The sequence below is a fragment of the Pseudooceanicola sediminis genome, assembly GCF_003575965.1.
Classification (GTDB): Bacteria; Pseudomonadota; Alphaproteobacteria; order Rhodobacterales; family Rhodobacteraceae; genus Pseudooceanicola; species Pseudooceanicola sediminis.
The window spans coordinates 16,438-40,337 of sequence record NZ_QWJJ01000021.1 but is presented as its reverse complement, the minus strand read 5'-3'; the positions used below and the strand labels follow the sequence as shown (position 1 = coordinate 40,337).

The 23,900-nt window shown below is 64.1% G+C and carries 15 protein-coding genes; 11 read left to right on the top strand and 4 right to left on the bottom strand.

What is annotated here, in order from left to right; all coding sequences use genetic code 11:
• Nucleotides 1-473: 473 nt before the first annotated feature.
• Both DL237_RS18865 and DL237_RS18860 read right to left on the bottom strand, forming a co-directional pair.
• On the bottom strand, nucleotides 474-2,945 hold the full coding sequence (locus DL237_RS18865) for a calcium-binding protein (protein ID WP_147405379.1): 2,472 nt from the start codon (nucleotides 2,943-2,945) through the stop codon (nucleotides 474-476).
• Between the two features lie 421 nt (nucleotides 2,946-3,366).
• Nucleotides 3,367-4,170, bottom strand: a complete 804-nt coding sequence (locus DL237_RS18860; protein WP_233545063.1) for a metallophosphoesterase — start codon at nucleotides 4,168-4,170, stop codon at nucleotides 3,367-3,369.
• Between the two features lie 226 nt (nucleotides 4,171-4,396).
• Here DL237_RS18860 and DL237_RS18855 point away from each other — a divergent pair, with 226 nt between their 5' ends.
• The 3 genes from DL237_RS18855 (at nucleotide 4,397) to DL237_RS18845 (ending at nucleotide 8,607) form a co-directional block, all read left to right on the top strand.
• Nucleotides 4,397-6,403: a YjbH domain-containing protein gene (locus DL237_RS18855; RefSeq protein ID WP_158585689.1), complete on the top strand. Its 2,007-nt coding sequence runs from the start codon at nucleotides 4,397-4,399 to the stop codon at nucleotides 6,401-6,403.
• Nucleotides 6,404-6,435: 32 nt separating this feature from the next.
• Nucleotides 6,436-7,098 (top strand): YjbF family lipoprotein, encoded by a 663-nt coding sequence (locus tag DL237_RS18850; protein ID WP_158585688.1) that lies wholly within the window; start codon nucleotides 6,436-6,438, stop codon nucleotides 7,096-7,098.
• Between the two features lie 138 nt (nucleotides 7,099-7,236).
• Nucleotides 7,237-8,607 carry a polysaccharide biosynthesis/export family protein gene (locus tag DL237_RS18845; protein ID WP_199672169.1) on the top strand — a complete coding sequence of 457 codons (1,371 nt, stop codon included), beginning with the start codon at nucleotides 7,237-7,239 and terminating at the stop codon, nucleotides 8,605-8,607.
• Nucleotides 8,608-9,435: 828 nt separating this feature from the next.
• On the opposite strand, the gene DL237_RS18840 is transcribed toward DL237_RS18845, so the two are convergent.
• Entirely contained in the window at nucleotides 9,436-11,601 is a 2,166-nt protein-coding gene (locus tag DL237_RS18840; protein ID WP_119400597.1) for a polysaccharide biosynthesis tyrosine autokinase, read from the bottom strand.
• A gap of 1,127 nt (nucleotides 11,602-12,728) precedes the next feature.
• Here DL237_RS18840 and DL237_RS18835 point away from each other — a divergent pair.
• The 8 genes from DL237_RS18835 (at nucleotide 12,729) to DL237_RS18800 (ending at nucleotide 22,360) form a co-directional block, all read left to right on the top strand.
• Complete coding sequence (locus tag DL237_RS18835) at nucleotides 12,729-13,331, top strand: sugar transferase (protein WP_233545066.1); 603 nt, start codon at nucleotides 12,729-12,731, stop codon at nucleotides 13,329-13,331.
• 199 nt (nucleotides 13,332-13,530) lie between these two features.
• A complete protein-coding gene (locus DL237_RS18830) occupies nucleotides 13,531-14,652 on the top strand; it encodes a glycosyltransferase family 4 protein (protein WP_119400595.1) in 1,122 nt (373 codons plus the stop codon).
• Nucleotides 14,649-15,779 (top strand): glycosyltransferase, encoded by a 1,131-nt coding sequence (locus DL237_RS18825; RefSeq protein ID WP_119400594.1) that lies wholly within the window; start codon nucleotides 14,649-14,651, stop codon nucleotides 15,777-15,779. Before DL237_RS18830 ends, DL237_RS18825 begins: the two co-directional genes overlap by 4 nt.
• Nucleotides 15,780-15,842: 63 nt before the next feature.
• Nucleotides 15,843-16,598: a sulfotransferase domain-containing protein gene (locus DL237_RS18820; protein ID WP_119400593.1), complete on the top strand. Its 756-nt coding sequence runs from the start codon at nucleotides 15,843-15,845 to the stop codon at nucleotides 16,596-16,598.
• Complete coding sequence (locus DL237_RS18815; RefSeq protein ID WP_119400592.1) at nucleotides 16,595-17,695, top strand: glycosyltransferase; 1,101 nt, start codon at nucleotides 16,595-16,597, stop codon at nucleotides 17,693-17,695. The genes DL237_RS18820 and DL237_RS18815 overlap by 4 nt, the downstream gene beginning before the upstream one ends.
• Before the next feature lie 10 nt (nucleotides 17,696-17,705).
• Nucleotides 17,706-19,103: a hypothetical protein gene (locus DL237_RS18810; protein WP_119400591.1), complete on the top strand. Its 1,398-nt coding sequence runs from the start codon at nucleotides 17,706-17,708 to the stop codon at nucleotides 19,101-19,103.
• On the top strand, nucleotides 19,063-20,181 hold the full coding sequence (locus DL237_RS18805; protein ID WP_119400590.1) for an acyltransferase family protein: 1,119 nt from the start codon (nucleotides 19,063-19,065) through the stop codon (nucleotides 20,179-20,181). Before DL237_RS18810 ends, DL237_RS18805 begins: the two co-directional genes overlap by 41 nt.
• Nucleotides 20,182-20,335: 154 nt before the next feature.
• Nucleotides 20,336-22,360: a right-handed parallel beta-helix repeat-containing protein gene (locus tag DL237_RS18800; RefSeq protein ID WP_119400589.1), complete on the top strand. Its 2,025-nt coding sequence runs from the start codon at nucleotides 20,336-20,338 to the stop codon at nucleotides 22,358-22,360.
• Nucleotides 22,361-22,408: 48 nt separating this feature from the next.
• On the opposite strand, the gene DL237_RS18795 is transcribed toward DL237_RS18800, so the two are convergent.
• A complete protein-coding gene (locus DL237_RS18795; protein WP_119400588.1) occupies nucleotides 22,409-23,872 on the bottom strand; it encodes an oligosaccharide flippase family protein in 1,464 nt (487 codons plus the stop codon).
• Nucleotides 23,873-23,900: the final 28 nt, after the last annotated feature.

Genomic DNA, 23,900 nt, shown 5'->3' with positions numbered 1-23,900 from the left:
TTTGACCTGTGTTGTGCAATGGAGGCACAAGAGGGGAATGCAAAGGCTATGTGGGTTTTCATTAATATTGTATTAATACGTAGCAATCAGCCGGGACTGATCTTTGTCAGGGCCAGGGCGGCAATGCCGCCATGCTCAAATCCCGTGATTTTGGATGTTTTCCGAAAATCCGCGCGGGATCGGCGGGGCCAGTCGAGAGTTATGCCCGTTCAGATTTATGCCTCCCAGACTCGTGCAGGGCCAGACTCGTGCAGGGCCAGAGTCATGCAGGGCCAGAGTCATGCGCGCCCAGAGTCATGCAGGCCCGGATTAGAACACGCCCGATCCTGCCCCGATCCTGCCCCGATCCTGCCCCGGGCCTGGTTTGGGCCCGGTTAGGGGGTTGGCGCGCCTCAGGGGGGGCGCCGTCCGGGCCAGACACATGCGCCAGACCTATCCCGCAAAGGCGGGGCCTGGCGCCAGACCGGACGGGTTCAGAACAGAAAGTCGTTCGCATCCAGATCGGTGATCTCGACCCCCCGCAGCAGCACCCGGTTGCCCTCGCCCGCGTCGATCAGAACGCCGCTGTCGATCTGGCGCATGTGGTTTTGCGACAGGTCGTCGAAATCGGTGATTCCGCTGACCCCGGACAGGTCGATCTTTTCGAAGTCATTGCACGCCTCGAAGTCCCATATCTGGTCGCTGCCGAAATCTCCCGCAAAGACAAAGACATCGGCATTGAACGCCCCGATCAGGATGTCGTTGCCGGCGCCCCCGTCCAGCACGTCGAACCCGGCGCCGCCGCGAATCCGGTCATTGCCGCCGCCCCCCTCCAGCGTGTCGTTGCCATGGCCGCCGAACAGGGCGTCCGATCCGGTTTCGCCACGCAGATGGTCATCGCCCGTCCCGCCGAACATCCGGTCATCGCCCGATCCGCCGAACATCCGGTCCAGCCCGCTGCTGCCGTGGATCGTGTCGTTGCCGGTGCCGCCGTACAGGTTGTCGGCCTGTCCGCCGCCGTCGATCAGATCGTGCCCCGCACCGCCCTGGATCAGGTCGAATCCCGCGCCGCCGCGAATCCGGTCGTTGCCCGCGCCCCCCAGCAGCACATCCTGATGCGCGCCGCCATACAGCCAGTCGTCGCCCGATCCGCCGTTCAGATAATCGTCGCCGCTTTCGCCCAGCAACACGTCGTCGCCGGCGCCCATCTCCAGCCGATCCGCGCCGCTGCCCCCCAGCACGGTATCTGCCGCGGAACTGCCCAGAACGCTGTCCGCGCCGCCCCCCGCGTCGAAGATGAAGCCCTTGTAGACCTGGAACTGCGCATCGGCGCCGTCCCCCTGCATCACGTTGCCGGTTGCAACGGGGTCGAGGCCGGGCAGATGTGGCAGGCGGTCGGCATAGCCGGCCGACATGGCAAAGCTGAACTGTGCTGCCTCGGCGGCCCCCGCCGCCCCGGCCGCCAGATCCCCATCGAGCGAGATCAGCGTCATCGCCCCGGCCGCCAGGTTCAGCGTCAGGCTGTTGTCGCCGGGGGCCAGCAGATGGCTGTCGCCGATCTCGAACACCGGGGCGCCGCTGCCGGTGGCGTTCAGCTGCGCGACATGGGCCAGCGCGGCATCCTCGGCGGCGATGCCGTAGCCCGCGAAATCCAGCGTGACGCTGGTATCCTGCGCGGCGCTGGCAAAGGTGTGCAGGCTGCCGCCCTGGCGGAAACTGTAGACAAAGACATCGTCGATGCCGTCGCCATCGCTGTCATGGGCGGTCGGGGCCTGTTCGACCGCATGTCCGGGCACGAGGGTGCGCAGCAGGGTAAAGGCCGCGCCGGTGAACTGCATCTCCAGCGCGCCGTCCTTCTGGTCGATCAGGGTCGAGCCGGTGTTCTGCAGGGCGGGCCAGACGTGCATCTCGTCCACGCCCTCGGCCACCAGCCGGTGAAACAGCGCCACGGTGGCAATCCCGGCCTGCGCGCCGCTGACATCGCCATTGGAAAAGGCGGCATTGCGGATGTTCCATTCGCTGGCCACGCCGTCCAGCTCGACCGCCTCCAGCCCATGCGTCTCGGCATAGTCCTCAAAGGCCTCCTGCCAGTCCCCGATCAGCCCGGTGTCGCCGGTGATCGCGCCGATCCCGTCATCGGTGTCCAGCCAGGGGCGATAGGGATAGACATGGGTCGCGACCCCCTCGATGGCGGCAAAGAAATCGGCCACGCTCTCGACATGGGCATAGTCCTGCCCCAGGTCCTCGTCGAACAGGTCGCGCAGCAGCGGGGTGTTGCCCTTCTCGCCGTATTTCACGAATGCCGTCTGGGCGATGATCTGCGGCTGGTCGCCCGGTGCCAGCCCGGTCTCGTCCAGCGCCTCATTGATCCAGACCGCCATGTTGCGCATCAGCGCGGCGGCATCGGCGGTGCTGCCCAGGATCGCGCCGTTATGCCCGCCCATCCACGAGGCGAACTCGTTGCCCAGCTCGAACCCGCTGATCACATGGCCGGCGGGATGCGCCATGGCGGCGGCGACAAAAGCCTTCACATCCGCCTCCAGCGCCGCGACCTCGGCCGGGCTGCCCGATTTCACCGTTTCGAAGAACCGGATCATCGGCACCACCACGGTGACCTTGCCGCCCTCGGTGGCGGCGAACGCCATGAACTGGCCCAGCCGGGTCAGCTGGGTGGTGTCGCCGGCATCGGCAAAGGACGCCACGCTCAGCGCATCCTGCGCGCCCGGGTCGAAATGGCCGGGGTCGGTGATGTCGAAATACTTCTCGGCGATGGTGCCGCCGGGATAGCGATAATGCGTCACGTCCAGCCAGTCGGCCGCCGCCCCAAAGGCCCCCCCGGCCTCGATCGTCTCGCCATGGGCCTGCCGCGTGGCCAGGTAGTTGGACCCGAAATGCCGTGCGGTGACGGTGGCCGCGCCGGTCGCGCCGCCTGTCTGCCCGGGTTCCAGGGTGATCTTGTACGCCATGCGGACCTCCGTCGGCTTCATGCCGCCAGGCTGCGCGGACCGCGTGGCAAAATTCCGGCAAAATTCCGGCGTTATGATAAAATTTGAGTCAAATACCGCTAAAATTTGACGCAAATTGCACAGGATGCCCGGGCAGAAGGCCCGCGCGACCAGGATCGGGCACAAGGCCCGCGCGAGCCGGGCCGGGGAGAGCGCCCCGCAGAACGGCGGCCAGCAGGGGCCCACCAGCGTTCGCCCGCCGCAGCAAGGCCGACCATCAGCAAGGCCCCTGTCCGCAGCAAGGCCCTGTCCGCAGCAAGGCCCTGTCCGCAGAAAGGCCCGCGTCCGCTGAAATCTCAGGGTCGTCAGCAAGGCCCGTGTTCAGGCCCTGTCCGGCGCCCGCTCAGGGCGCGCGCCATCCCCGATCCGGTGGCGCCACGGCTCAGGGGGTGAATTCCACCTTGCCGGGGCTGATCAGCGCCGCGGTCAGCCGACCGGTGGCATAGGCGCCGGTGTCGACGGGCAGGCGGCCCATCTCGGGGCGCGGCTGTTCGACGATGGTATGGCCGTGCACCACCCACAGGCCGTCGGTGCGCGGCGTGCTGGTGAAATCGGAATGGCCCCACAGCAGGGTGGCCTCGCTCTGCTTGGCCGGGGGCCGGGCGGGGTCGGCCCCGGCATGTACCACGATGACATTGCCGGTCTGCCAGATCAGGGGCAGGGCGCGCAGCCAGGCCTCTGTCGGGGCCCCCAGGGCGGTGCGAAAGCGGTCGCGCGCCTCCTCCCACTTGTCGGCGGGGGCGGTGGCGGCGGGCGGGGCGACGCCGAAACTGGCCATGGTCTGCAAGCCGCCATAGCGCATCCAGCGCGGCCCGGACTCGCCCGGGGTGTCGAGGAATTGCAGCAGCATCTGTTCATGGTTGCCCATCAGGCACAGGGTCGAGGGATGGTCGCGCTGCAACGCCTGCAACCGGTGCAGCACGGCCGCGCTCTGATCGCCGCGATCGACGTAATCCCCGACAAAGACCAGCCGCGCCGACCAGGGCGCGCCATTCCGGGCCTCATGCTGATCCTGCTGGCGGGCATAGATTTCGTCGATCCGCTCCAGCAGCCCCGGCATCAGGTGGTCACAGCCATGAATGTCGCCAATGGCAAAAAACGGCTCACCCGGCGCAAGCGGAGATGAAAATGTGGGTTTTGGGGCACGGAAGCGGGTCAGGAAACGCATGGAGGGGAAATAGGTCATTTATTCGTCGCTGTCATCTCTGCCACAAAGTCATGCGTGGTTAATGCGGATTCTCTGCCCTTGGGGGCTATCCCCCGACGTGGGGTCTGGTTAGGAAACCGTATGTGATCTGGGGCAAGGGGCTGATCTGGGTATGACGAGGCGTGGGCGGGTTTTCCTGCGAGGCAGTGTCTGTGCGATCGTCCTTGCAACATGGGGCATCGGGCCGTCTGCACCGGGTCGGGCCGTGGCCCAGGATGGCACCGTGGGGGCGATTGCGCTGCGTCCCACGCTGGGGTTCTACGGCACGCCGGGCGTGGTGGACATGCCGACCGCCCATGCGATGCCGGATGGCGAAATGTCGCTGAGCTCCAGTGCGTTCAACGACACCCTGCGCACGACCTTCACCTTTCAGATGGCGCCGCGGCTCAGCGGCAGCTTCCGCTACTCGGTACTGGATTCGGCGGGCGGGGCCCGGCTGCGCGACCGCGATTTCGACCTGCAATACCAGCTGATGCCGGAAACCGGGGCCTGGCCGGCGCTGGCGGTCGGGCTGCGCGGCCTCGGCGACGACAGCTATTATTCCGGGGAATACCTGGTGGCGACCAAGACCATGGGGCGCTTGCAGACCACCGGCGGCATCGGCTGGGGCCGCCTGGGCAGCTTTGGCGGCGACCGTCTGGGCCTGATCCCGCAGGATCGCCTGGACAGCGATTATTTCAGCGGCGATGCGGCGCTGTTCGGGGCGGTGCAATACCAGGCGACACCGCACCTGGTGCTGGGGCTGGAATATTCCTCGGATGCCTATGACGCCGAGGTCGCCGGGGGCGGGTTCGAACGCAGCTCGCCGCTGAATTTCGCCGCCACCTACCGTTTCGACAACGGCATCGATGTCACCGCCGCCTATCTCTACGGCAATTACGCCGGTCTCTCGCTGACCTATGCGCTGAACCCGAAATCCCCGCCGCGATCCCCGCTGCGCGGCGCCGCGGGCGAGACCGCGCAGGGCCCCGCCGTGGTGCCGCGCAGCGCCGCCGCCCTCGGCTGGGACAGCGATGCGGCGGCTGTTCCGCTGAACGAGGCCGCTCGCCGCAGCCTGGCCGCGCAGGGCATCCGCCTGCTCTCCTTCTCCCGCCAGGGCAGCACCGTGCGCCTGCACATCCGCAACGAACGCTACCAGTCCGAAGCCCAGGGCCTGGGGCGTGCCGCCCGCGCCCTGACGGGCGTTCTGCCCGCTTCGGTCGACACCATCGTGCTGATCCCGGTGCGCCACGACGTCGCCGCCTCGGCCGTGACCCTGCGCCGCGCCGACCTCGAAGAGCTGGAACATGACCTCGAGGGCAGCTGGAAAAGCTATGCCCGCGCCGATATCGCCGATGCCCGCCCCTATCCGCAGCCCGCCGCCACCGGCGCGGCCCGGCTGCGCTACAGCCTGGATGGCTACCTCGGCCCGACCTTCTCGGATCCCGACAACCTGCTGGCCGAAGGCGGGCTGCGCCTTGACGCCGCCTACCGGGTGCTGCCGGGCCTCGTGGTCTCGACCCAGCTGCGCCAGCCGCTGGTGCAGGGCAACGGCGGCGACCCCGATCCGACCTCCTCGCGCATCACGCCGGTGCGCACCGATGCCACGCTGTATGAATCCGACATGGACTTCGAGGTCCGCGACCTGCAGGCCGACTACTTCTTCCGCCCCGGCACCGACCTCTATGGCCGCGTCACCCTCGGCTACCTCGAGGAAATGTACGGCGGCCTCTCGGGCGAGGTGCTGTGGAAACCGGTCAGCGGGCCGCTCGCCCTCGGGGCCGAGGTGAACTATGTCGCCAAGCGCGACCCCGACGACCTGTTCGGCTTTGCCGATTACGAGGTCGCCACGGGCCACCTCTCGGCCTATTACGACTTTGGCGACGGCTACCTCGGGCAGGTCGATGCCGGGCGCTATCTCGCGGGCGACTGGGGCACCACGCTGTCGATGGAGCGCCAGTTCGCCAATGGCATCAGCATCGGCGCCTATGTCACCTTCACCGATGTCTCGGCCGAGGATTTCGGCAGCGGCGATTTCGACAAGGGCATCCGCGTCTCGGTGCCGCTCGACTTTCTGCTGGGCAAACCCACACCGCGGGATCTCGCCACGACCGTGCGGCCCTTCAACGGCGACGGCGGCGCGCGGGTGCAGATCTCGACCCGGCTCTACGACGAGGTCCGCCGCGGTCAGGCGGGCACGCTTCAGCGCAGCTGGGGGAGCTTCTGGAAATGATCCCGGGCCCGCACCAGGCAGGCGGCCACGCCGTGACCCGCATCGCCCTGTCGGGCATGGTCCTGTGCGCCCTGCTGGCGGGCTGTTCGTCGGATGGCGAATTGCAGCGCGTCGGACGGGCGACGCTGTCCGACGCGCTGCGGGCCGCCCCTGTGTCTGGCGACCCGGTCCCTGCCTACCAGCGCCTGCCGGCCCACCCGGCCATGGGCGCGCGCCGCGAATCCGGCGGAGCGGAGGTGATCCTGCGGCGCCGGGACCGCTCTGCCGATGGGGTCGAGACCTGGATCGCCCCCGATGGCAGCGGATTTTCCTTTCGCGATGGCGTGCTGATCGGCACCCGTGGCCTGGGCGACGACCTGATGGCGGCGGACGTGACCGACCTGCGGGCCCGCCTGGCCGACGGGCAGGATGGCCGCAGCGAACGGTTTCACAGCTATCTGACCGGCGAGGGCCAGATCGAGGTGCGCAGTTACGTCTGCGATCTCACTCATGTCTTGCAGCCCCGGCCCGGCCTGCGCGAAACTTGCGCGGGGGTCTCGGACAGTTTCACCAATACCTACTTCACCCCCCCTGGCCCGACGACAGACAGGACCACGGACAGGACCCGTGCCGAGGCGCCCGCGCGCTCCGTGGAAACCTCAAGGCAATACGTCAGCGCGGCCACCGGTGCCCTCCGCTTTCGCAACCTCGACTGATGCGCCCGCAGATGGAAAGATCATGACACAGACCTCATACTCCGCTCATTCCCGACGGGGCGCACTGCCTGCGATCCACGGCCCGCGCGCCCTGTCCACCCCCGTTTACATGATGTTTTTCAAGGCCAGGATCTCGTAATGAAAATCAGAGCCCCCCTCGCATTTCTCTTTGCCACGCTTTTCCTCGGCGGCTGCGGCGTGATCTATCACAGCTCGTCCATCAACAGCATGTCCGGCGACAGCAAGGTCAGGGTGGTGCCGCTGACGGCGGAAACCGTCCTGCTTGCCAACCGCTCGGAATACAGCCCGCGCGCCCTGCCGGCGGCGTTCAACCAGATCGCCGGCACCGGGTCCGGCCTGGGCGTGCCGGCCCCGGCCCCCGATCCGGTGTTCGATTCGCGCCAGCGCCCCGGCGGGATGGAACTGCGCGTGCCCCCCGCGGTCGATCCCGAACCCTATCGCATCGGCGTCGGTGACGTGATCCTGCTCGCCACGCCGAACCCCGGCAATACCGTCGAACAGCTCAGCGGCCTGCTGGCGGCGCAGAATGCCCGCCAGGGCTATACCGTGCAGGATGACGGTGCGATCGCCATCCCCACCGTCGGCCGCGTCGAAATCGCCGGCATGACGCTGGAGGAGGCCGAGGCGCAATTGTTCCAGAGCCTGGTGTCGAACCAGATCGATCCGACCTTCAGCCTCGAAATCTCGGCCTTCAATTCGAAAAAGGTCTCGGTCGGCGGCGCCGTCGGCTCGCCCCGCGTGGTGCCGATCACCCTGACCCCGCTCTACCTCGAAGAGGCGCTGGCCCAGGCCGGTGGCATCACCGTCAACGACCAGGATTACGCTTCGGTGCGGATCTACCGCGACGGCACGCTCTACCAGATCCCGCTGACCGAGCTGTATGCGCGCGACAGCCTGCGCCGCGTTCCCCTGCTGGATGGCGATGCGGTCTTCGTCGATACCGCCTATGACCTGGAACTGGCCCGGGGCTATTTCGAAGAGCAGATCCGCCTGGCCACCTTCAAGCAGACCAGCCGCCAGAGCGCGCTGAGCCAGCTGAACTCCGAAATCGGCATCCGTCGCGCGGCGCTGAACGAACAGCGCGCGCTGTTCAACTCGCGCCTCGGCCTGGGGGCCGAACAGCGCGATTACGTCTACCTGACAGGCGAGGTGCGCACACCGGGCCGCTACCCGCTGCCCTATGAACGCAGCGCCGTGCTGGCCGATGCGCTCTACGAACAGGGCGGCGGCATCTCCGCGCTGTCGGGCGATGTGCGCCAGATCTACGTGCTGCGCGGCGCATCGGACCCGCGCGAATTCGGCGCCCTGACGGCGTGGAAGCTGAACGTGGCCAATGCCGCCAACTTCCTGCTGGCCACCAAGTTCGAACTGCGTCCGAACGACGTGATCTTCATCGCCGAACAGCCGGTCACCCGTTGGAACCGCACGATCCGCCAGATCCTGCCGACCCTGAACGTGACCAATACCGCCGGCAACCTGACGGATTGATCCTGGCCGCCCGCCACCGGGCCGCGCGCCCTCCGGCGTCCTGATCCACATCGTCACCCAGGCGGGGCCCCCGAAACGGGGCCCCGTTGCACGTTCCGCCGCCGCGCTCTCTCCCCCTCCCTCTCCCCCTGTGCCGCTCGCCTCTCCCCGCCCGCGCATTCCGGGCCCTCGTTCCGGTCCCGCATTCGGGTCTCACGTTCGGGTCTCACGTTCTGGCCTGTGGCCTCTTCCCCCCGGGCGTTTCCGTCCTTGCTTCCCCGAGTCTTCGGCCCCGCCCCAGTCCTCGCCCGCCTGTCCTCGCTCCCGCCCGTCCAAGGCGCACATCGCAAAACACGCCCCCCCACCGCCGCCGCGCCGGCCTCCCTGTCATCTGGCCGAAAATACCCCGGGGTCCGGGGCTGGCCCCGGTCCGGCCTCTCCCCCCATCCTGCGCCCCCGATCCTGCCGCCCGATCCTGCGCCCCCCCAGTCCTGCCGCCCGTCCTGGCCCTTTCCCCCTCCGATTTCCCCCCTGAAAAATTCCCGTTCAGTTACCGACAGGATACCGCCCAGATACCGACGTCGAAAATCATTGAAAACAAGGGGTTGCGGCCCCCCACCCGTGAAATGCCGACACACCCCCCGCGCGCGCCCCGCGCCCAGGCACAGACCCCCCTCATACCCCCCCTCACAAACGCTGCCCCGCGCCCTGCGATCCGGCCCTGAGCCCAGCCCTGCGATCCGGCCCTGAGCGACGTGCCCGGCCGTTTTCGAACGGCCCCTCGCAAACGACAACGGGCCCCGTCGGGACCCGTTGTCAGTTCTCGTTCAGCCTGGGAAAGGGGGTGTCTCAGTCGACGTAATACTTGCGCCCGTAATTGGCATAGGCGCCGTATTTGCCGCCATATCCATAGCGTTTCATGCCCTTCGGGCTGATCTGGTTCAGCACCAGCCCGGCAATCGGCTGGTTGGCGCTTTCGAACATCTGCAGCGCGATTTCGACCTGGCCCTTCTGGGTGCGGTCCCAGGCCACGACGAACAGCATCGCGTCGACATGCTGGGCGATCACGCGGGCATCGGGGACCACCAGCACCGGCGGCGTGTCGATGATGATCGTGTCGTACCGGGTGCGGGCGTCCTTGAGGAACCGCACGAAGCTTTCCGACGAAAACAGGTCCGCGGCGTTCGTCGCGGTCTGTTCCCCGATCAGCACGTCGGCGCCTACCCTGTTGTCTTTCAAGACAACGTCTTCCAGCTTGCGCTTGCCGGTCAGCACGGCGACCAGCCCTTCCTCGGCCTCGGTATCGAGGTACTGGTTGAAGACGCGGCGGCGGATATCGCCCTCGATCAGCAGCACCTTCTTGCCCAGGCCGATGAAGTTGTGGGCCAGGGCCATCGACACGGTGGTCTTGCCCTCGCCTGGGGTCGAGGAACTGGTGGCGATGACCTGCGGGGGGTGATCGATATTGGACAGCAGGACCGAGGTGCGCAGGTTGCGCACCGCTTCGGCGGCGGCCGAGGTCGGCTTGTCGACCAGGTACTTGATGACATCCTTGCGGTGGCGCATGGGCAGCAGCGGCAGCTGGCCCATCACGGACAGGCCGGTGGTCTGTTCCAGGTCGCGGGCGGTGCGGAAGGTGTTCTGGCGCAGCTCGCGCAGCAGCACGATCCCGGCGCCCAGCAGCACGCCGAAGAAGGCCGACATGATCAGCACCAGCGATTTGCGCGGCGCCGAGGGCCCCCCCGGAATGACCGCATTGGACAGCACGCGACTGTCTGCCTGCTGGGTGCCTTCCTGGGCCGATGTCTCCTTCAGGCGGGTCAGGAAATATTCGTACAGCAGCCGGCTGGCCTCGGCCTCGCGGGTCAGCTGCTGCAAGGTGATCAGGTCGGTGTTCTGCCGGTCGATCTGGCTGGCCAGTTCGGTGCTGGATTTCTCCAGCGCGGCCAACTGGTTCTCGGCCCGATCGGCCTCGACCTGGGCGCGGGCGACCAGCTGGTCGTAGCGCTGTTGAAAGGTTTCGCGGCTGCCGGGCTGATCGATCTGCAGCAGGATCCGGTTCAGCGTGGCATCATTGGCCAGTTCGGCCTGTTCCTGTGGGGTTTTCGCGGCCTGCAGCCGGGCCAGCGAGGTGGCCGAGCGGTCGCGTTCCGCCGTGGCATTGTCGATGCGCACGCGCAATTCCTTGATCTGGCGTTCCAGCCCGATAAGGGTTTCGGTGCTGACCAGCTCGGTATTGGCGTTGAAGTTCTTGACGCGGGCCTCCGCGCCTTCAAGCTCGGTCTGCAATTCGGCGACACGCTTGGACAGCCAGCTGGTGGCCTGCTCGGTCGCGGCGAATTTCACGTCGAGCTGGTTCATGATGTACTGATCGACCAGGGTATCCGCGATCCTGGCGGACTTCTGTGCCTCTTCGGTTTCGACCGTGATCTCGAAGACGACACTCTGGGGGACGGTGCTGATGGTCAGCGTGCGCAGCAGCTGGTTGACGGTGCTGTCCAGGATACGCTGCTGGCGCAGGGCCTCGCTTGTCGCCGTCGGGGCGCTGGCGGGGGTCGGTTCGCCGGTGAACAGGCGGTTGGCGGTGCGCTTGATCCAGTTGCGGATCTGCGCCTTGAGGGGCGGGCTGCGCAGCGAGGGATTGAATTCGGGGTCCGAGGTCAGGTCCAGCGTCTTGACCACCTTCTCCAGCAGGTTGCGGCTTTGCAGAACCTCCACCTCGGAATTGATGGTGGTGGCATCGCGCCCCAGGCCGCCGACGACGCTTTCGAAATCGACCACCTTTTCCTGGCGGGAATCGAGAATGACGACAGCCGTCGCCCGAAAGAGCGGTGTGGCAACACCATAGGCATAATATCCGCCGATGATCAGCGCGATCAGGGTCACGAGCGCGATCAGCCATTTCCCCCGCCAGAGCGTACCCAGCAGGGCACTGATGTCGATGACCTCGTCGGTGGCACCCGCAGGGGCCTTCTGCTGATCCGAGGAAGAGAAGTTGGTATAGGAACGGTTCATGAACTGATGTCTGACTGTTTTATCTGTATCGGAAAGATGCGATGGCCTGCTGAGTTAAGGTGCCGGTGCGCGACCGCTCGGGCCGCAGGCAGGGAGTGAACTCTAAGTACCATGTCCCTTCGCGAATGGCATTGAATATTGTGTCGTGGCATTCGAAGTTTGTTGAAAAACCCATGCGCGGGACGGTCAAAATCCTCCATCCGCAAAGTTGGCATGGGCCAGTGTGAAAGTGTCGTCGTGTCCTGACGCTATTCAATAGGGGCTTGCGCGGGTTTGTCCAAATCTTGCGACCGGCCCTGAGGCGATATCCCGCCGAGGCTGCGGCAGGACGCAGGCAACGCCTGATCTTTTGGCACGGGATTTGCCATGGCGCGCGCAGCTCCGGGCGTGACGCCGGGGCAGAAGGGGGCCGGCAAGGTTTCGGACAGGGGGTTTTCGGGGCACGAACGACCCTGTACAAACACGCCATAAGCATAGTTATGTTAATAACATGGTATCCGCCCGGGCTCCGTTTTCGAATCCGGGCTGCACTGGGCGCAACTGTGGAATGCGCCTGCCGGATAGGTCGATGCAAAAGCCGCTGTTTTTGCCCCTTTGCGACGGCAACATGCTGCCGTCATTGCTTTCGAAAGCAGCACGTTCTCTGCATCGCAGCAATGATTTGCCGACGGGGTCCGTGCCCCTGCACGCCGACCGAACCCCGGCCGGTTGGCCGGGGGATGTGGCCCCCAAAACACGCCGCAGACAATATTTTAGGACATTTAAAACAGTATCTTATCGGATCTCTTCCGAAAGAGGCGACAGCCGGATCCGGCCCGGGGTGCGCCCTGGCGATCCTGGAACGAGGCGCCTTATCCCCTGTTTTTCTGCCTTTCTGCCGGGCGGCATTGCTGCGTGTGCATCTCGACAGGCTACCCAATGCACAATAAGATCTGTACACAAGCGGTCAGTCCTGAGAGTTTCGGGCCACATAAATTTTGAAAACTATGGAAATCCATGCGTTTTGATAGATGCCGCAAGGGAGTTCATCTGTGAAAGCTTTTGATTTAGGTAATATTGCAGGTTCAACGGCGGTTTCCTCTCGTGGTCGAAGGACCACGATTCGCCGGGAAAGCCAGACGTTTTATATTCGCTACGGGAAACGGGTCTTCGATCTGGTTCTCGCCTTTCTTCTACTGCCCCTGCTGCTGCCGATCATCGCAGTTCTCTGGGCCATTACCTGCCGTGATGGCGGTCCCGGTTTCTTCGGGCACCGTCGGGTCGGGCGCAACGGCAAGCCGTTCCTGTGCTGGAAGATCCGCTCCATGGTCATCGATTCCGAGGCGCGGCTGAAACAGCACCTGGCAGAGAACCCCGAGGCGTTGGTGGAATGGCGTGAAAGCCAGAAACTGACGAACGATCCGCGGATCACCAAGCTGGGTGCGGTGCTGCGGGCGACCAGCCTGGATGAGCTGCCCCAGATCTGGAACGTGCTGAAGGGCGAGATGAGCTTTGTCGGGCCGCGTCCGGTCGTGCGGGACGAGATCCGCCGCTATGGCGAGCTGCGCACCGCCTACCTGTCCCTCAAACCCGGTCTGACCGGGCTGTGGCAGGTGTCGGGTCGCAACGAGGTCAGCTATGACGAACGTGTCCAGATGGACGTGGAATACCTGACCTCGGCGTCGTTTGTTCAGGATGTCGTCATCCTGTGCAAGACGGGCGGGGCGGTCGTCAACCAGACCGGGCACTGATCGACGGCATTCGCCGTGATGCAGGCCCCTTCTCTTGTCGCACCCCGCCGGGCTGGTGGGTTGCGGCACCATGTTATTGAAAAGACTGTCCGTGTCATTGTGAATTCACGTTGTGGGTTCATGTCGTCAAGGGCAGGAATAAGGGGCGTCTCGCTTCTGTGCGCGGATATTTCACACCCACAAGAGAGACGACAATCACGTGACGACTGACAAGATCGTGCTGAATGGCCGCTTCCTGCTGCAATCCGTAACGGGTGTGCAGCGCGTGGCACGCGAACTTCTGATGCAATTCGATGGCATGGTGACGCGGGGCGAGATCCCTCCGATCCGGTTGCTGCTGCCCACCAAGGGCGAGATCATCGGACCGCTGGCGTTGCAGTCCATTGCAATCGAGCGGGTCGGCCACCTGTCCGGCCACGCCTGGGAGCAGATCGACCTGCCCCGCCATGCCGGCAAGGGGGCGCTGCTGTGTCTTGGCAACACGGCGCCGGTTGCCCGGCTGCTACAGCCGGGGCGGCGCACCGTGACGATGGTGCATGACCTGTCCTACAAGTACTTTCCCGCCGCCTACAGCTGGAAATTCCGGGCCGCCTATTCCGCCATCATGCCCTTCGTGCTGCGCTTCAGCGACAAGGTGGTCACGGTATCGGATGCCGAACGCGCCTCGATCGAGACGCATTATCCCTTTCTCAAAGACAGCGGCCGGCTGAGCTATCTGCAAAACGGCGGCATCCCGGATGCGGCGCGCGACATTGCCCTGGATCAACCTGCGGCCGGGGCCGAGGCACGCCCCTATGGCCTTTATGTCGGCTCGCTCACTGCGCGCAAGAATGCCCCCGGCATCCTCCGCTCGGCCATCGCCTTCTTGCGCCGCTATCCCGAAATGCGCTTTGTCGTGATCGGGGCCTCCGGCGCGTCGTTCGAGAGCGTCGATCTGGCGGTTCCCCCCGACCTGGCCGACCGGTTCGAATTCTGGGGGCAGGTGAACGACGCCGAGCGCATCTATGACGCCTACAAATCGGCGCGCTTCCTGCTGTTTCCGTCGTTTTACGAGGCCTCTCCGCTGCCGCCGATCGAGGCGATGACCTTTGGCTGCCCGGTGGTCTCCTCGCGTATTCCCAGCCTGACGGAGCGCTGCGGCGACGCCGCCGTCTATTGCGACGGCGAAGACGTGGACAGCATCAGTGCCGCGATTTCCGCGCTGATGGACGACCCTGCCCTCTGGGCCGAAAAATCCGCGGCGGCGCGGGGGCGCGCGGCCGATTTCTCCTGGGGCGAACAGGCCCGGGACACCCTGGCCCTTTGCGGAGCAGACATATGAAATCCCCGCGGCTGCGTATCGTGCATGAGACCAATCCGGGCAAGTATTTCCCGGCGCTGTTCCTGCTGGCAGATCGCGGCGATGTCGTGCTGACCGGGGCGCATCGCTACAGCGTGTTCAAGGAATGGCTGCGCGCCTGGCGGCGGGATCGCACACCCTTTGCGGCGCGCACCCGCAACGCCGCCGCTGACATGCGCCTGCGTATGGACATGTCGCGGATCTCGGGCGAGGTCATCGTGCTGGGCTTTGCGCCCTGGGATCCGCGCCTGCTGATCTATCGCGGATTGGCCCGCCGGAATCGCATTCTCTATCACACCTCCTGGCATGACTGGGGGCTTGATGCCACGCCGCGCCAGCCCAGACCCGCCGCCTTCAAACGCTGGCTGCGTGACCGCTGGGTGGCCTTCATGGCGCACCCCAACGTGCAGACGATCGCCGTGACCCCTGTCGTCGCCGATGCGGTCACAGAGGGCACCGGCCAGCAGGCACTGGTGATCCCCCATGCCGTGCCGAGCGTGTTCTTTGAAACGGGGGCCGCGCGTGCGCCGCGCGAAACCGGCCCGCTAAAGCTGCTCTACGTCGGTGAAGTGTCGGAAAAGAAGGGTCTGCGGATCCTGCTGGACATGATGCAGACGTTCACGGCCCAGCAACAGCCGATCAGCCTGACCATCATCGGCAATGGGGCCATGGCCGGCGCTGCCGAGGCAGCAAGTGCCGCGGCCGGCGCCCGCGTCGATTTTCGCGGGCCGGTTCATGACCGTGCGGCGCTGGCGGCAATCATGGCCGATCATGATGTGCTGATGCTGTTGTCGCAGCGCACCCCCACCTGGGAAGAACTGTTCGGCATCGTCATCGTCGAGGCGCTGGCGGCGGGCCTGGCCGTCGTCGCGTCGGATCATGTCGGCCCGCGCGGGATCCTGCCCGGGGGGGACGGCCTGTTCGCCGAAGATGCCCACGCCGAGGTCGCCGCCGCCCTGCGAGGGATGGCAACCGACCGCACGGCGCTGGCGGGGCTTTACGCCCGCCAGGCCAAGGCCTGCGAGCCCTATCACATCGACAAGGTCTGCGAGAGCTGGCGCAGCGCGATCCTGCGCGCCGCCGAAACAGACGTGCCCGGTGGACGCTGACGTCCCCCGGATCAACAGGCGGCCACCCAGACAAAGGACGTGCCGACAGGGAGGTGAGGCGACATGACTATTCGGACCATGGCCCGCGCGGGATATGACATTCTGTGGAAAAGCTGGGCGCGGCTGCGCGAAAAGGATCAGGGGATCTACCCGGTGGTGCACCAGGGTATCCAGCGTTCGGGGACGAACTTTCTCTCGGCGGTGCTGAGCAAGGCCGATTACCGGATCATCAATCGCATCGATCCGGCCCGTGATGCGCCGCGTCACAAGCATTTTCGCTGGCAGGACGACAAGAGCAGCATCGTCATGGACAGCCGCTATGGCAATGACCGCCATGTCGGATCGGTGGCCGAAATCAACCGGATCTGCGGCTATCCCGAGGATCAGAAACACATCGTGCTGTTCCGGGAACCGCGCGACTGGCTGGACGGGATCTTTCGCTGGGGGCTGGCAAACGGCTGGTTTCCTTCGCAAGAGGCGTTTTTCGAAGGGGATCTGCACCGCGCCTATCTGCGCGAATGGGATGCCTATTATGCCAAGTGGGCCGACCTTGCCGCGCGGGACCCCGCAGGCGTGCTGTTGGTGTCCTACGGCGATCTAAGGCGGGATGCGCGCGCCGGGGTTCTGGCCATCGACCGGTTCATGGGGGTTGAGCGCGCCACACCGCTGGGGACCGATTTCACCATCGACAAGGTGCGACATTCCAAACCGATGACGGAAAAACGCAAAGGCCTGGAACACCCCGGGATCGACGCGGCGCTGAACGCACCCTTTGCCTTTGACTGGCAGGCGCATGTGCTGAGCGGCGTGCCGGCATGAGGGTGCTTGCCTGGCCCGCCCGGCGCAACGCCGCGCGCAATCCCTATCAAAAGCTGCTCTATGACGCGATGGAGGCCGAAACAGGCACCAAGGTCATCGAGTTCGGGCGCAAGACCATGTTCGCCCGCCCTGCCCCGGATATCCTGCATATTCACTGGCCGGATGTGTTCCTGGCCGCCGGAAAGGGCTGGAAGTTCTGGCCGCGCTATTTCTTCCTGCGGCTGCTGTTCCTGGTGGCCGGGCTGCGTGGCACCAGGGTCGTCTGGACCGCCCATAATCTGCGCCGCACCGGGCAGCGCAACGCCGCCCGGCTGGAGCGGTACTTCTGGCCCTGGTTCCTGGCCCGGATCGATGGCGTCATCTTCATGACCGAGGCCTCGGCCGAAGTGGCGCTGGAGAGTGAACCGGCGCTGGCAGGCAAGCCGATCACGGTGGCCCCGCACGGCCATTACAAGCCGGTCATCGCCCCCTTTCCCGCTTACCATGCCGACACGCCCGATGCGGGCTTGCCCAGGATCCTGTTTTTCGGGTCGGTGACACGCTACAAGAATGCCAACGAAGTGCTGCGCGCCTTTCTGGAAATGCCGCGCGGCAGTGCCGAGCTGCGGATCTGCGGAGAGATGAGCCGGACGATTCCCGACACCAGGCTGACCGAGATGCTGGCGGGCCTTGGCCCGGAGTGGGACGGTCTTGTCACCTTCCGCGAGGCCTTTCTGCCCGAAGACGAGCTGGTGGCCGCCATCCGCGCCGCCGACCTCGTCGTGTTTCCCTACAGCGACGTGCTGAATTCAGGCGCGGCGATCTTTGCGCTGTCGGCGGGGCGGCCCATGCTGTGCTCCGACAACCGGCTGTTTCAGGAGTTGCAGGCCGCCGCAGGCACAGATTGGGTCCGGCTGATCCGGGCGCCGCTGGACGGCGCGCAGATGGCACAGGTCCTGGCCGAGGTCCGCCGGATGCGCCAGGCCGGTCATGCGCCGGATCTGTCTGCCTTCGACTGGGATCGCATTGCCTTGGATACGGTGAGCTTCTATCAAAGGGTTTCCGGTTCGGCAGATAGTGCGGATCGCGACACGCCATCCTCTCTGCGGCAGGAGTGATCTAAAGCCTATGCGCACCCGGTTGATGAAAATCTTCCAGCTGGCCGCCTGGTTCGGGCTGGCGATCGTCATCTTTTCCGCGCCTTTCGGGCGGTCGGAAAGCTATATCGAATTTGTCTCGATATTCTACCTGGTCATCGCCGGGCTGGTTCTGGCCAGTTCGATCATGAGCACGCGGCGCGGCGGAATCGATTACCTGATCTCGTTCTTCTACCTGTTCTTTCTGGCCTATCCGGGCCTTGTGCAGGTCTCTTTCGGGATTTTCCCCTGGGGCGCCAGCCTGAGCTATTCCGACCTGGCCCTGGCCTATGGCATAATTGCCCTGTCGCAGGCCGCCTACCTGTCCGGGACCGGGTTCTACCTGATGCAGCGACGTCAGAAGCTGCGGGTCAGAAGCAGTCTGGGCAATGACTTTGACCTGGATTCTTGCGTGTTCTACGCCCGCTGGGCCGTGGGTTTTGCCATTTTTGCCCTGCTGCTGGCCGTGATGGTTGGCCCCGGCCAGCTGTTCAGGGCCCGGTTCGAGGGCGGCGGCGAGGGCGGCGGCCTGAAGACGCAGTTCCTGTTCATCGGACGGTCGCTGAGCCTGCTGGCCATGGTGATCTTTCTCAGCCTGGCGCGCTATGCGCCCTCCATGATGATCAAGCGGTTCACGATCTGGAGCGCCATTCTCTATACGCCGATCTTTCTGATGCTGAACTTTCCGCCGGCCCTGCCGCGGTTTCTGCTGTTCGGCAACGCCATCGCGCTAAGCTGCATCTACATCGATTTCCTGAAGCCCAAGGTCAAATTCCTGATGACCTTTGCGGCGGTGTCGATCCTGTTCGTGGTCTTTCCCGCGGCCAAGGTGATCGCGCGACCGGATGCCAGCTTTCAGGACATCGTCAATATCTTCCGGATCCGCGACATCGTGCCAAAGCTGCTGACGGGCGAATTCGACGGTTTCATGCAGATCGCCTCGACCGTGCAGTACCTGGCGACCGAACCGATCCGCTGGGGCATGAACCTGCTGGGCGCCTTCCTGTTCTTCGTACCACGCGCCTTGTGGCCGTCGAAACCAGTACACAGCGGCGTGATCGTCTCGGAAGAGCTTGGATATCTCTACAACAACGTGGCCAACCCCCTGCCCTCGGAGGCGCTGCTGGCCTTCAGCCTGCCCGGTGTTCTGATCCTTTTCGTGCTGCTGGGGTTCTGGATTTCCCATGTCGAGACCAACGGCAGCGCCATCCTGTCGAGCGAGCGGGGGTTTCACAACTTCTTCCTCTACGCGATCTTGATGGGCTTTATCATCATCATTTTCCGTGGTGCGCTTAACGCCGTTGCACCGCAAGCTTTGACTGGCATTCTCGCTTATTGGGTCATGATGCTTGCCAAGAGATGGAAAGTTACTTGGAAAACCAGAACATGAGACGTCGGCCAGTGTTCCAGCCTTGATTTTGACGGCCATTCTGCGCGGGATTGCGATCCTTCTCGCGGTCGGTTGGCATGTCAATCATGTCGATACAGGGATGGCCTGGCTGAACCTGCTGCTCTGGCCAGGCGCGCGCTTTGGCTGGGCGGGGGTCGACCTGTTCTTCGTGCTCAGCGGGTTTCTGGTCGGGCGGCTGATTTTCCGTGAAATCGACAGGACGGGCACACTGGATCTGCGGCGGTTCTTCCTGCGCCGGGTTCTGCGGCTCTGGCCCGTGCTCTATCTCTTTCTTATCGCGATGGCGTTTTCCGGGGCGGCCCCACTGAGGGAGTTCTTCTGGCAGATCGCGCTGCATATCCAGAACTACGCCGATGTCAGCGTTGCCACCCATTCATGGTCGCTGGCGGTCGAGGAACATTTCTACCTGATCTTCGCACTGGGCCTGACGGTGCTGTTCGCATTCAAGAAACAGGTCACGCTGTTGCCGGGGATCTTTGTCGGGATCATCGTCCTGTCCCCCGTCCTGCGCGGTCTCGGGTTCTGGCTGGGGGCGGATTTCGTCCAGCTCCAGCAGCAGACGCATTACCGGCTGGACGGGATTTCGGCCGGGGCGCTGCTGGCCTATCTGACCGTCTTCAAACCCGATGTGTTCAAACGCGTGCATCAACAGAAAGTCCTGCAGGTGCTGGGGCTGATCGCGGGGGTGATCTTTGTGTCGATGGTGTCGAAGAACACACCCGCCGGCGCGATCATCGGTTATTCCATGGCCGCCCTGGGCGGGACATCCGCACTGCTTCTGCTACACCAGTCGGGGATCGAACGCCACCTGCCCCGGCTCTGCTTCGCCCTCTCCTTCGTCGGCCTGATTTCCTATCCGCTCTATCTCTGGCACGTGCCGGTCGTGCGGATTCTCGAGATCGGCTTGCACGGCAAGATACCCGTCTGGGCCCTGGTGGTGCTGCAATACAGCCTGTCGATCCTGTTCTCCTATGTCGTGACGCGGGTGCTGGAACGGCCGATGATGGCGCTGCGGGACAAGATCATGCCGACCGGGCACGCCTCGGTCTCGGCCTGAACGCACCTGAAGTCGCGAGCTGAGCAGATCCACCGTCACGGTCCCGCAGGACCCACTTAAGAAAGATAGAGCAGGGTTTCATCGCTTGCTTCCCTCTGCCCGGCCCCGCGGGCGGAGGGGGCATGTTTCTCATTTCCGAAGAAAGCGATGCAACATGGCCCCGATAATCTATTCGAAGTCACTGAATGTGCCCGCGGAAGACCTTCCGCAGAAGATCTATTGGAAGCAGCCGCCGAACCAGATTTCCTCGATCTCGGAACTTCTGGCGACCTCCTATCCGGGCTATGGTCAGGGAACCCGGCACTACTTCGGAAGCTTCACCTACGAAGAGGCGGCGATCGATGCGACAGATCACCATCTGACCACGGTCGGGGGGGTTAAGTTGTATGTTCTGCCGCTCTTCGGCCCGGCTTCGCCGGAATACAACGCCTTTGCCTTCGATGTGAAAGCGGATGGGGTGACCGATGACACGGCCTCTCTCAACCTTGCCCTGAACGTATCGACGCGCCTCTACTGTCCTGCGGGCACCTACAGGCTGACATCATCGATCTATTCGCCCGGCAAGTCCCTCACGCTGCGTGGTGCCGGGATCGGGCAGACGGTGTTCGAGCTGGACCACACGGGCTATGGCTTTTACCTCGGCGGGACAGATGACGCCTACAAGACGGTTCAGCTGATCGACTTTTCCATCCGCCGGCCGGGTGTCGAGAGCTATTCCGGCGCCATCGGGGCCAAGACCTTGCACCTTCAGTACTGCGCCGGGGCGACCATCGAAAAAATCGAAACCGAGGGCAATATCGGCTTTGCGATCAACGTGATGGATGCCAGCGACGTGGTGATCCAGAACTGCAAGGTGCACAGCAGCAAAGGCGACGGGATAGAGCATTATTCCGGCACCGATGGCATTCACCTGACACGGGTGCAGCGCGGCAAGGTCATCGGCTGCACCATTCACAACATCAGCGACGACCCGATCTCGACCGGCAGCTACAATCCGGGCAGTGACCGGCAGAACGTCGACATTCTGTATATCGGGAATTTCTGCCACACCTGCACGGGCGGGATGAAGTTCTACGGCAATTTCCGAGGTGGCCAGATGATCGGCAACCGGATCAAGGATTGCCCCTCTCCTGGTGGCTATATCGTCTATGAGGATCGCAGCGGCACCGAAGGCTATGATCAGGAAAACATCCTGATCCAGGGCAACTGGGCGCAGAATTGCGGTGGCGCGGGCGGCAGTGGCGGTATCTCTCTCTATATGCCGCAGGGGACCGCGATCACGACGATGCGGAAGATCGATATCCTGGACAATGTCATCGAGGATTGTACCAGCGGGATCACCTGCCTCAGCTACGACAAGGCCATCAAGACCGTCGAGGCGCTGACCATCCAGGGCAACATGATCCGCAATTGCACGAAAAACGGTATCACTCTGTTCGGTCTTGAGGGGACCGGAAACCGGGTCGTCAACAATACTGTCCGGGGGGCGGGCGAATACGGTGTTCTGGTGGACAACATGAAGACGGGAAGTGCCCTGACCGTGCAGCAGAACGCCTTCGAGACGGTGAACAAGGATGGCCTTTACAGCTTTGACAACTGGATCAGGCCCAATTCCCTGCGCAATCGTTTCATTGTGAAGGATAACGTTTTCGAAGGGAACGGCGCGGCGGATGGAACACCGACATCTGCACTGCAGATGGGCGCTTCCGTGATGCCCACCTCGATCATCGAGGGCAACCGTTACGATTTTTCCAAGGGCTTCGGGTTGGGCCTGCCTTTCGACAGCGGTTTCCAGTCGCGATCCGATGCGCGGCGGGGGGCGGTTCCGACAACGGGGACCTGGCGGCGCGGGCAATTCATCTACAACACCAGTTCTGTCGAGGGCAGCTCATGGGGCTGGCGCTGCGTGGCAACGGGCACCTTCGGCTCGCTGAGCGGGGTGACTGCCGATGTGACCAGCGGCAGCAGAGAAGCCCTGTTCAGCGATGTCACCAATATCGCCGAGGGGATGTTCCTGACCCTGGGGGCGGACCCTGATGAGCCCTTTTGCGTGCAATGGGTCGATCCTGCGACAGGTGAGGTGCGCTTTACCAAGGCGGTCAGCCTGACACAGACCGGCATAGCGGTGGGATATCACACTCCCACGTTTGAAGAGGTCGCCGCCGCGCTTTCCGCCTGAGCAGGCTTTGATGAAAAGCCCTTTGGAAGGCCCCGGGGGGAGACCTGTTCAGATGCTGCGCAGCGCCGTGCGCAGCATCCTGACCCCCTTCAGGGCCTTTTTGCGATCCACCAGAACCAGCAGCACGAAGAACAGTACCGCGAACAACAGCGCCAGCAGCACCCCCTGCAGGATGACCGGCAATCCCAGCAATGCGACCTCGGGCCTGGCAAACCAGACCATCGCAAAGCAGGCCGCATTGATCAGGGCCGGCGGCAGCAGCAGGCGATAGGCGGCCCACATGCCCATCTTCAGCTCTCGTGTCACGAAGAAGAACGAGATCGGCGTGGCGGCCACCTGTGCCAGAACGAAGATGATCGTCAGTTCGATGATGCTGTCCGAAGGCACCAGCAAAAGCGCCAGAATCGAGATGCCGGTCTTGGACAGCCCCGTGACAAGCATCAGATGGCTGTTGCCACGAGAGGCTTGAAAGGGCCCGTTCAGGTATTGAACGCAGTTCACGGCCCCCATCAGCATCAGCAGCGTCGCGATATCATCGACCCCGTCCCAGCGGCTGCCGAACAGAACATGGCATGTCTCCGGCGATATGGAGGCCAGCAGAACGAAGATGGTGGAGGTGCCGTAGCCGCCCATCATCATGGTCTTGCGATAGACCGAGACAAGGCGGTCGCGATCGTCCGATATGCGCGACAGCGCCGAAAGCGAGACATCCCCCAAGGCCCCCTGCAACATACGCATCAGTACGGTATAGAGGCGCGAGCCAATGGCATAGATCCCGTAGGCCGCGAGACCGAACTTGCCGATGATGATGAAATCGATCAGCCGCGTACCGACAAAGGCGTTCAGGGTCTGCAACGACAGGGGATAGCCGAACCTCAGCATCTCCCGGAACGACTGGGTGTGCAGGGACAGGCCGGGCGTCCACAGGGGGCGCCGCCAGATCAGGAAGGTATTGATGATGCAGGTCACGTAGGCCTGCACCAGAAAGCTCCAGACACCAGCCCCCAGCAGGGCGGCAATGACCGCCAGGACACCACCGATGACATTGGCATAGAAGGTCCGGATCGCCAGGAACTTGAACTGCATGTTGCGCTTGTAAACAGCCTCCTGGAACAGGCTGGGAACGTTCAGAAGCAACGTGGCGATCACCAGGCTGATATAGAGCGCGGCGTCTTCGGCGTGCAGCTGGCTGCTGATCCAATCCGCGTTCAGCGACACCACAAGCGTCACCAGAAGGCAGATGCCCAGAGAAAAGAAGAAGGGCAGGTTGATGTCGGAATCCTGCAACGCCTTGCGCTGCATGATGGAGCGGCCAAATCCCAGCTCGGCCAGGGTCGGGGTGACCTGCAACAGCAATGTGCCGGTGGCCGCGATCCCGAAGGCAGTCGGATCCAGCAGGCGCGCCAGCACCGCCCAGAGGCCAAGGGCAAAGATCCGGTTCACCCAGACTTGCACCAGCGACCAGAATACGCCGCTGGCGGCATATTTCATCAGCGAGCCTTCTACCTTCATCTACCTAGCTTCCATGACAGAGGGGGGA

What these genes read in the sequence shown, in the direction of transcription:
- DL237_RS18820 (WP_119400593.1), top strand. Translation starts at nt 15,843, where the DNA reads ATGACTATTCGGACCATGGCCCGCGCGGGATATGACATTCTGTGGAAA.
- DL237_RS18795 (WP_119400588.1), bottom strand. Translation starts at nt 23,872, where the DNA reads ATGAAGGTAGAAGGCTCGCTGATGAAATATGCCGCCAGCGGCGTATTC.
- DL237_RS18800 (WP_119400589.1), top strand. Translation starts at nt 20,336, where the DNA reads ATGGCCCCGATAATCTATTCGAAGTCACTGAATGTGCCCGCGGAAGAC.
- DL237_RS18825 (WP_119400594.1), top strand. Translation starts at nt 14,649, where the DNA reads ATGAAATCCCCGCGGCTGCGTATCGTGCATGAGACCAATCCGGGCAAG.
- DL237_RS18865 (WP_147405379.1), bottom strand. Translation starts at nt 2,945, where the DNA reads ATGGCGTACAAGATCACCCTGGAACCCGGGCAGACAGGCGGCGCGACC.
- DL237_RS18815 (WP_119400592.1), top strand. Translation starts at nt 16,595, where the DNA reads ATGAGGGTGCTTGCCTGGCCCGCCCGGCGCAACGCCGCGCGCAATCCC.
- DL237_RS18860 (WP_233545063.1), bottom strand. Translation starts at nt 4,170, where the DNA reads ATGACCTATTTCCCCTCCATGCGTTTCCTGACCCGCTTCCGTGCCCCA.
- DL237_RS18840 (WP_119400597.1), bottom strand. Translation starts at nt 11,601, where the DNA reads ATGAACCGTTCCTATACCAACTTCTCTTCCTCGGATCAGCAGAAGGCC.
- DL237_RS18845 (WP_199672169.1), top strand. Translation starts at nt 7,237, where the DNA reads ATGAAAATCAGAGCCCCCCTCGCATTTCTCTTTGCCACGCTTTTCCTC.
- DL237_RS18810 (WP_119400591.1), top strand. Translation starts at nt 17,706, where the DNA reads ATGCGCACCCGGTTGATGAAAATCTTCCAGCTGGCCGCCTGGTTCGGG.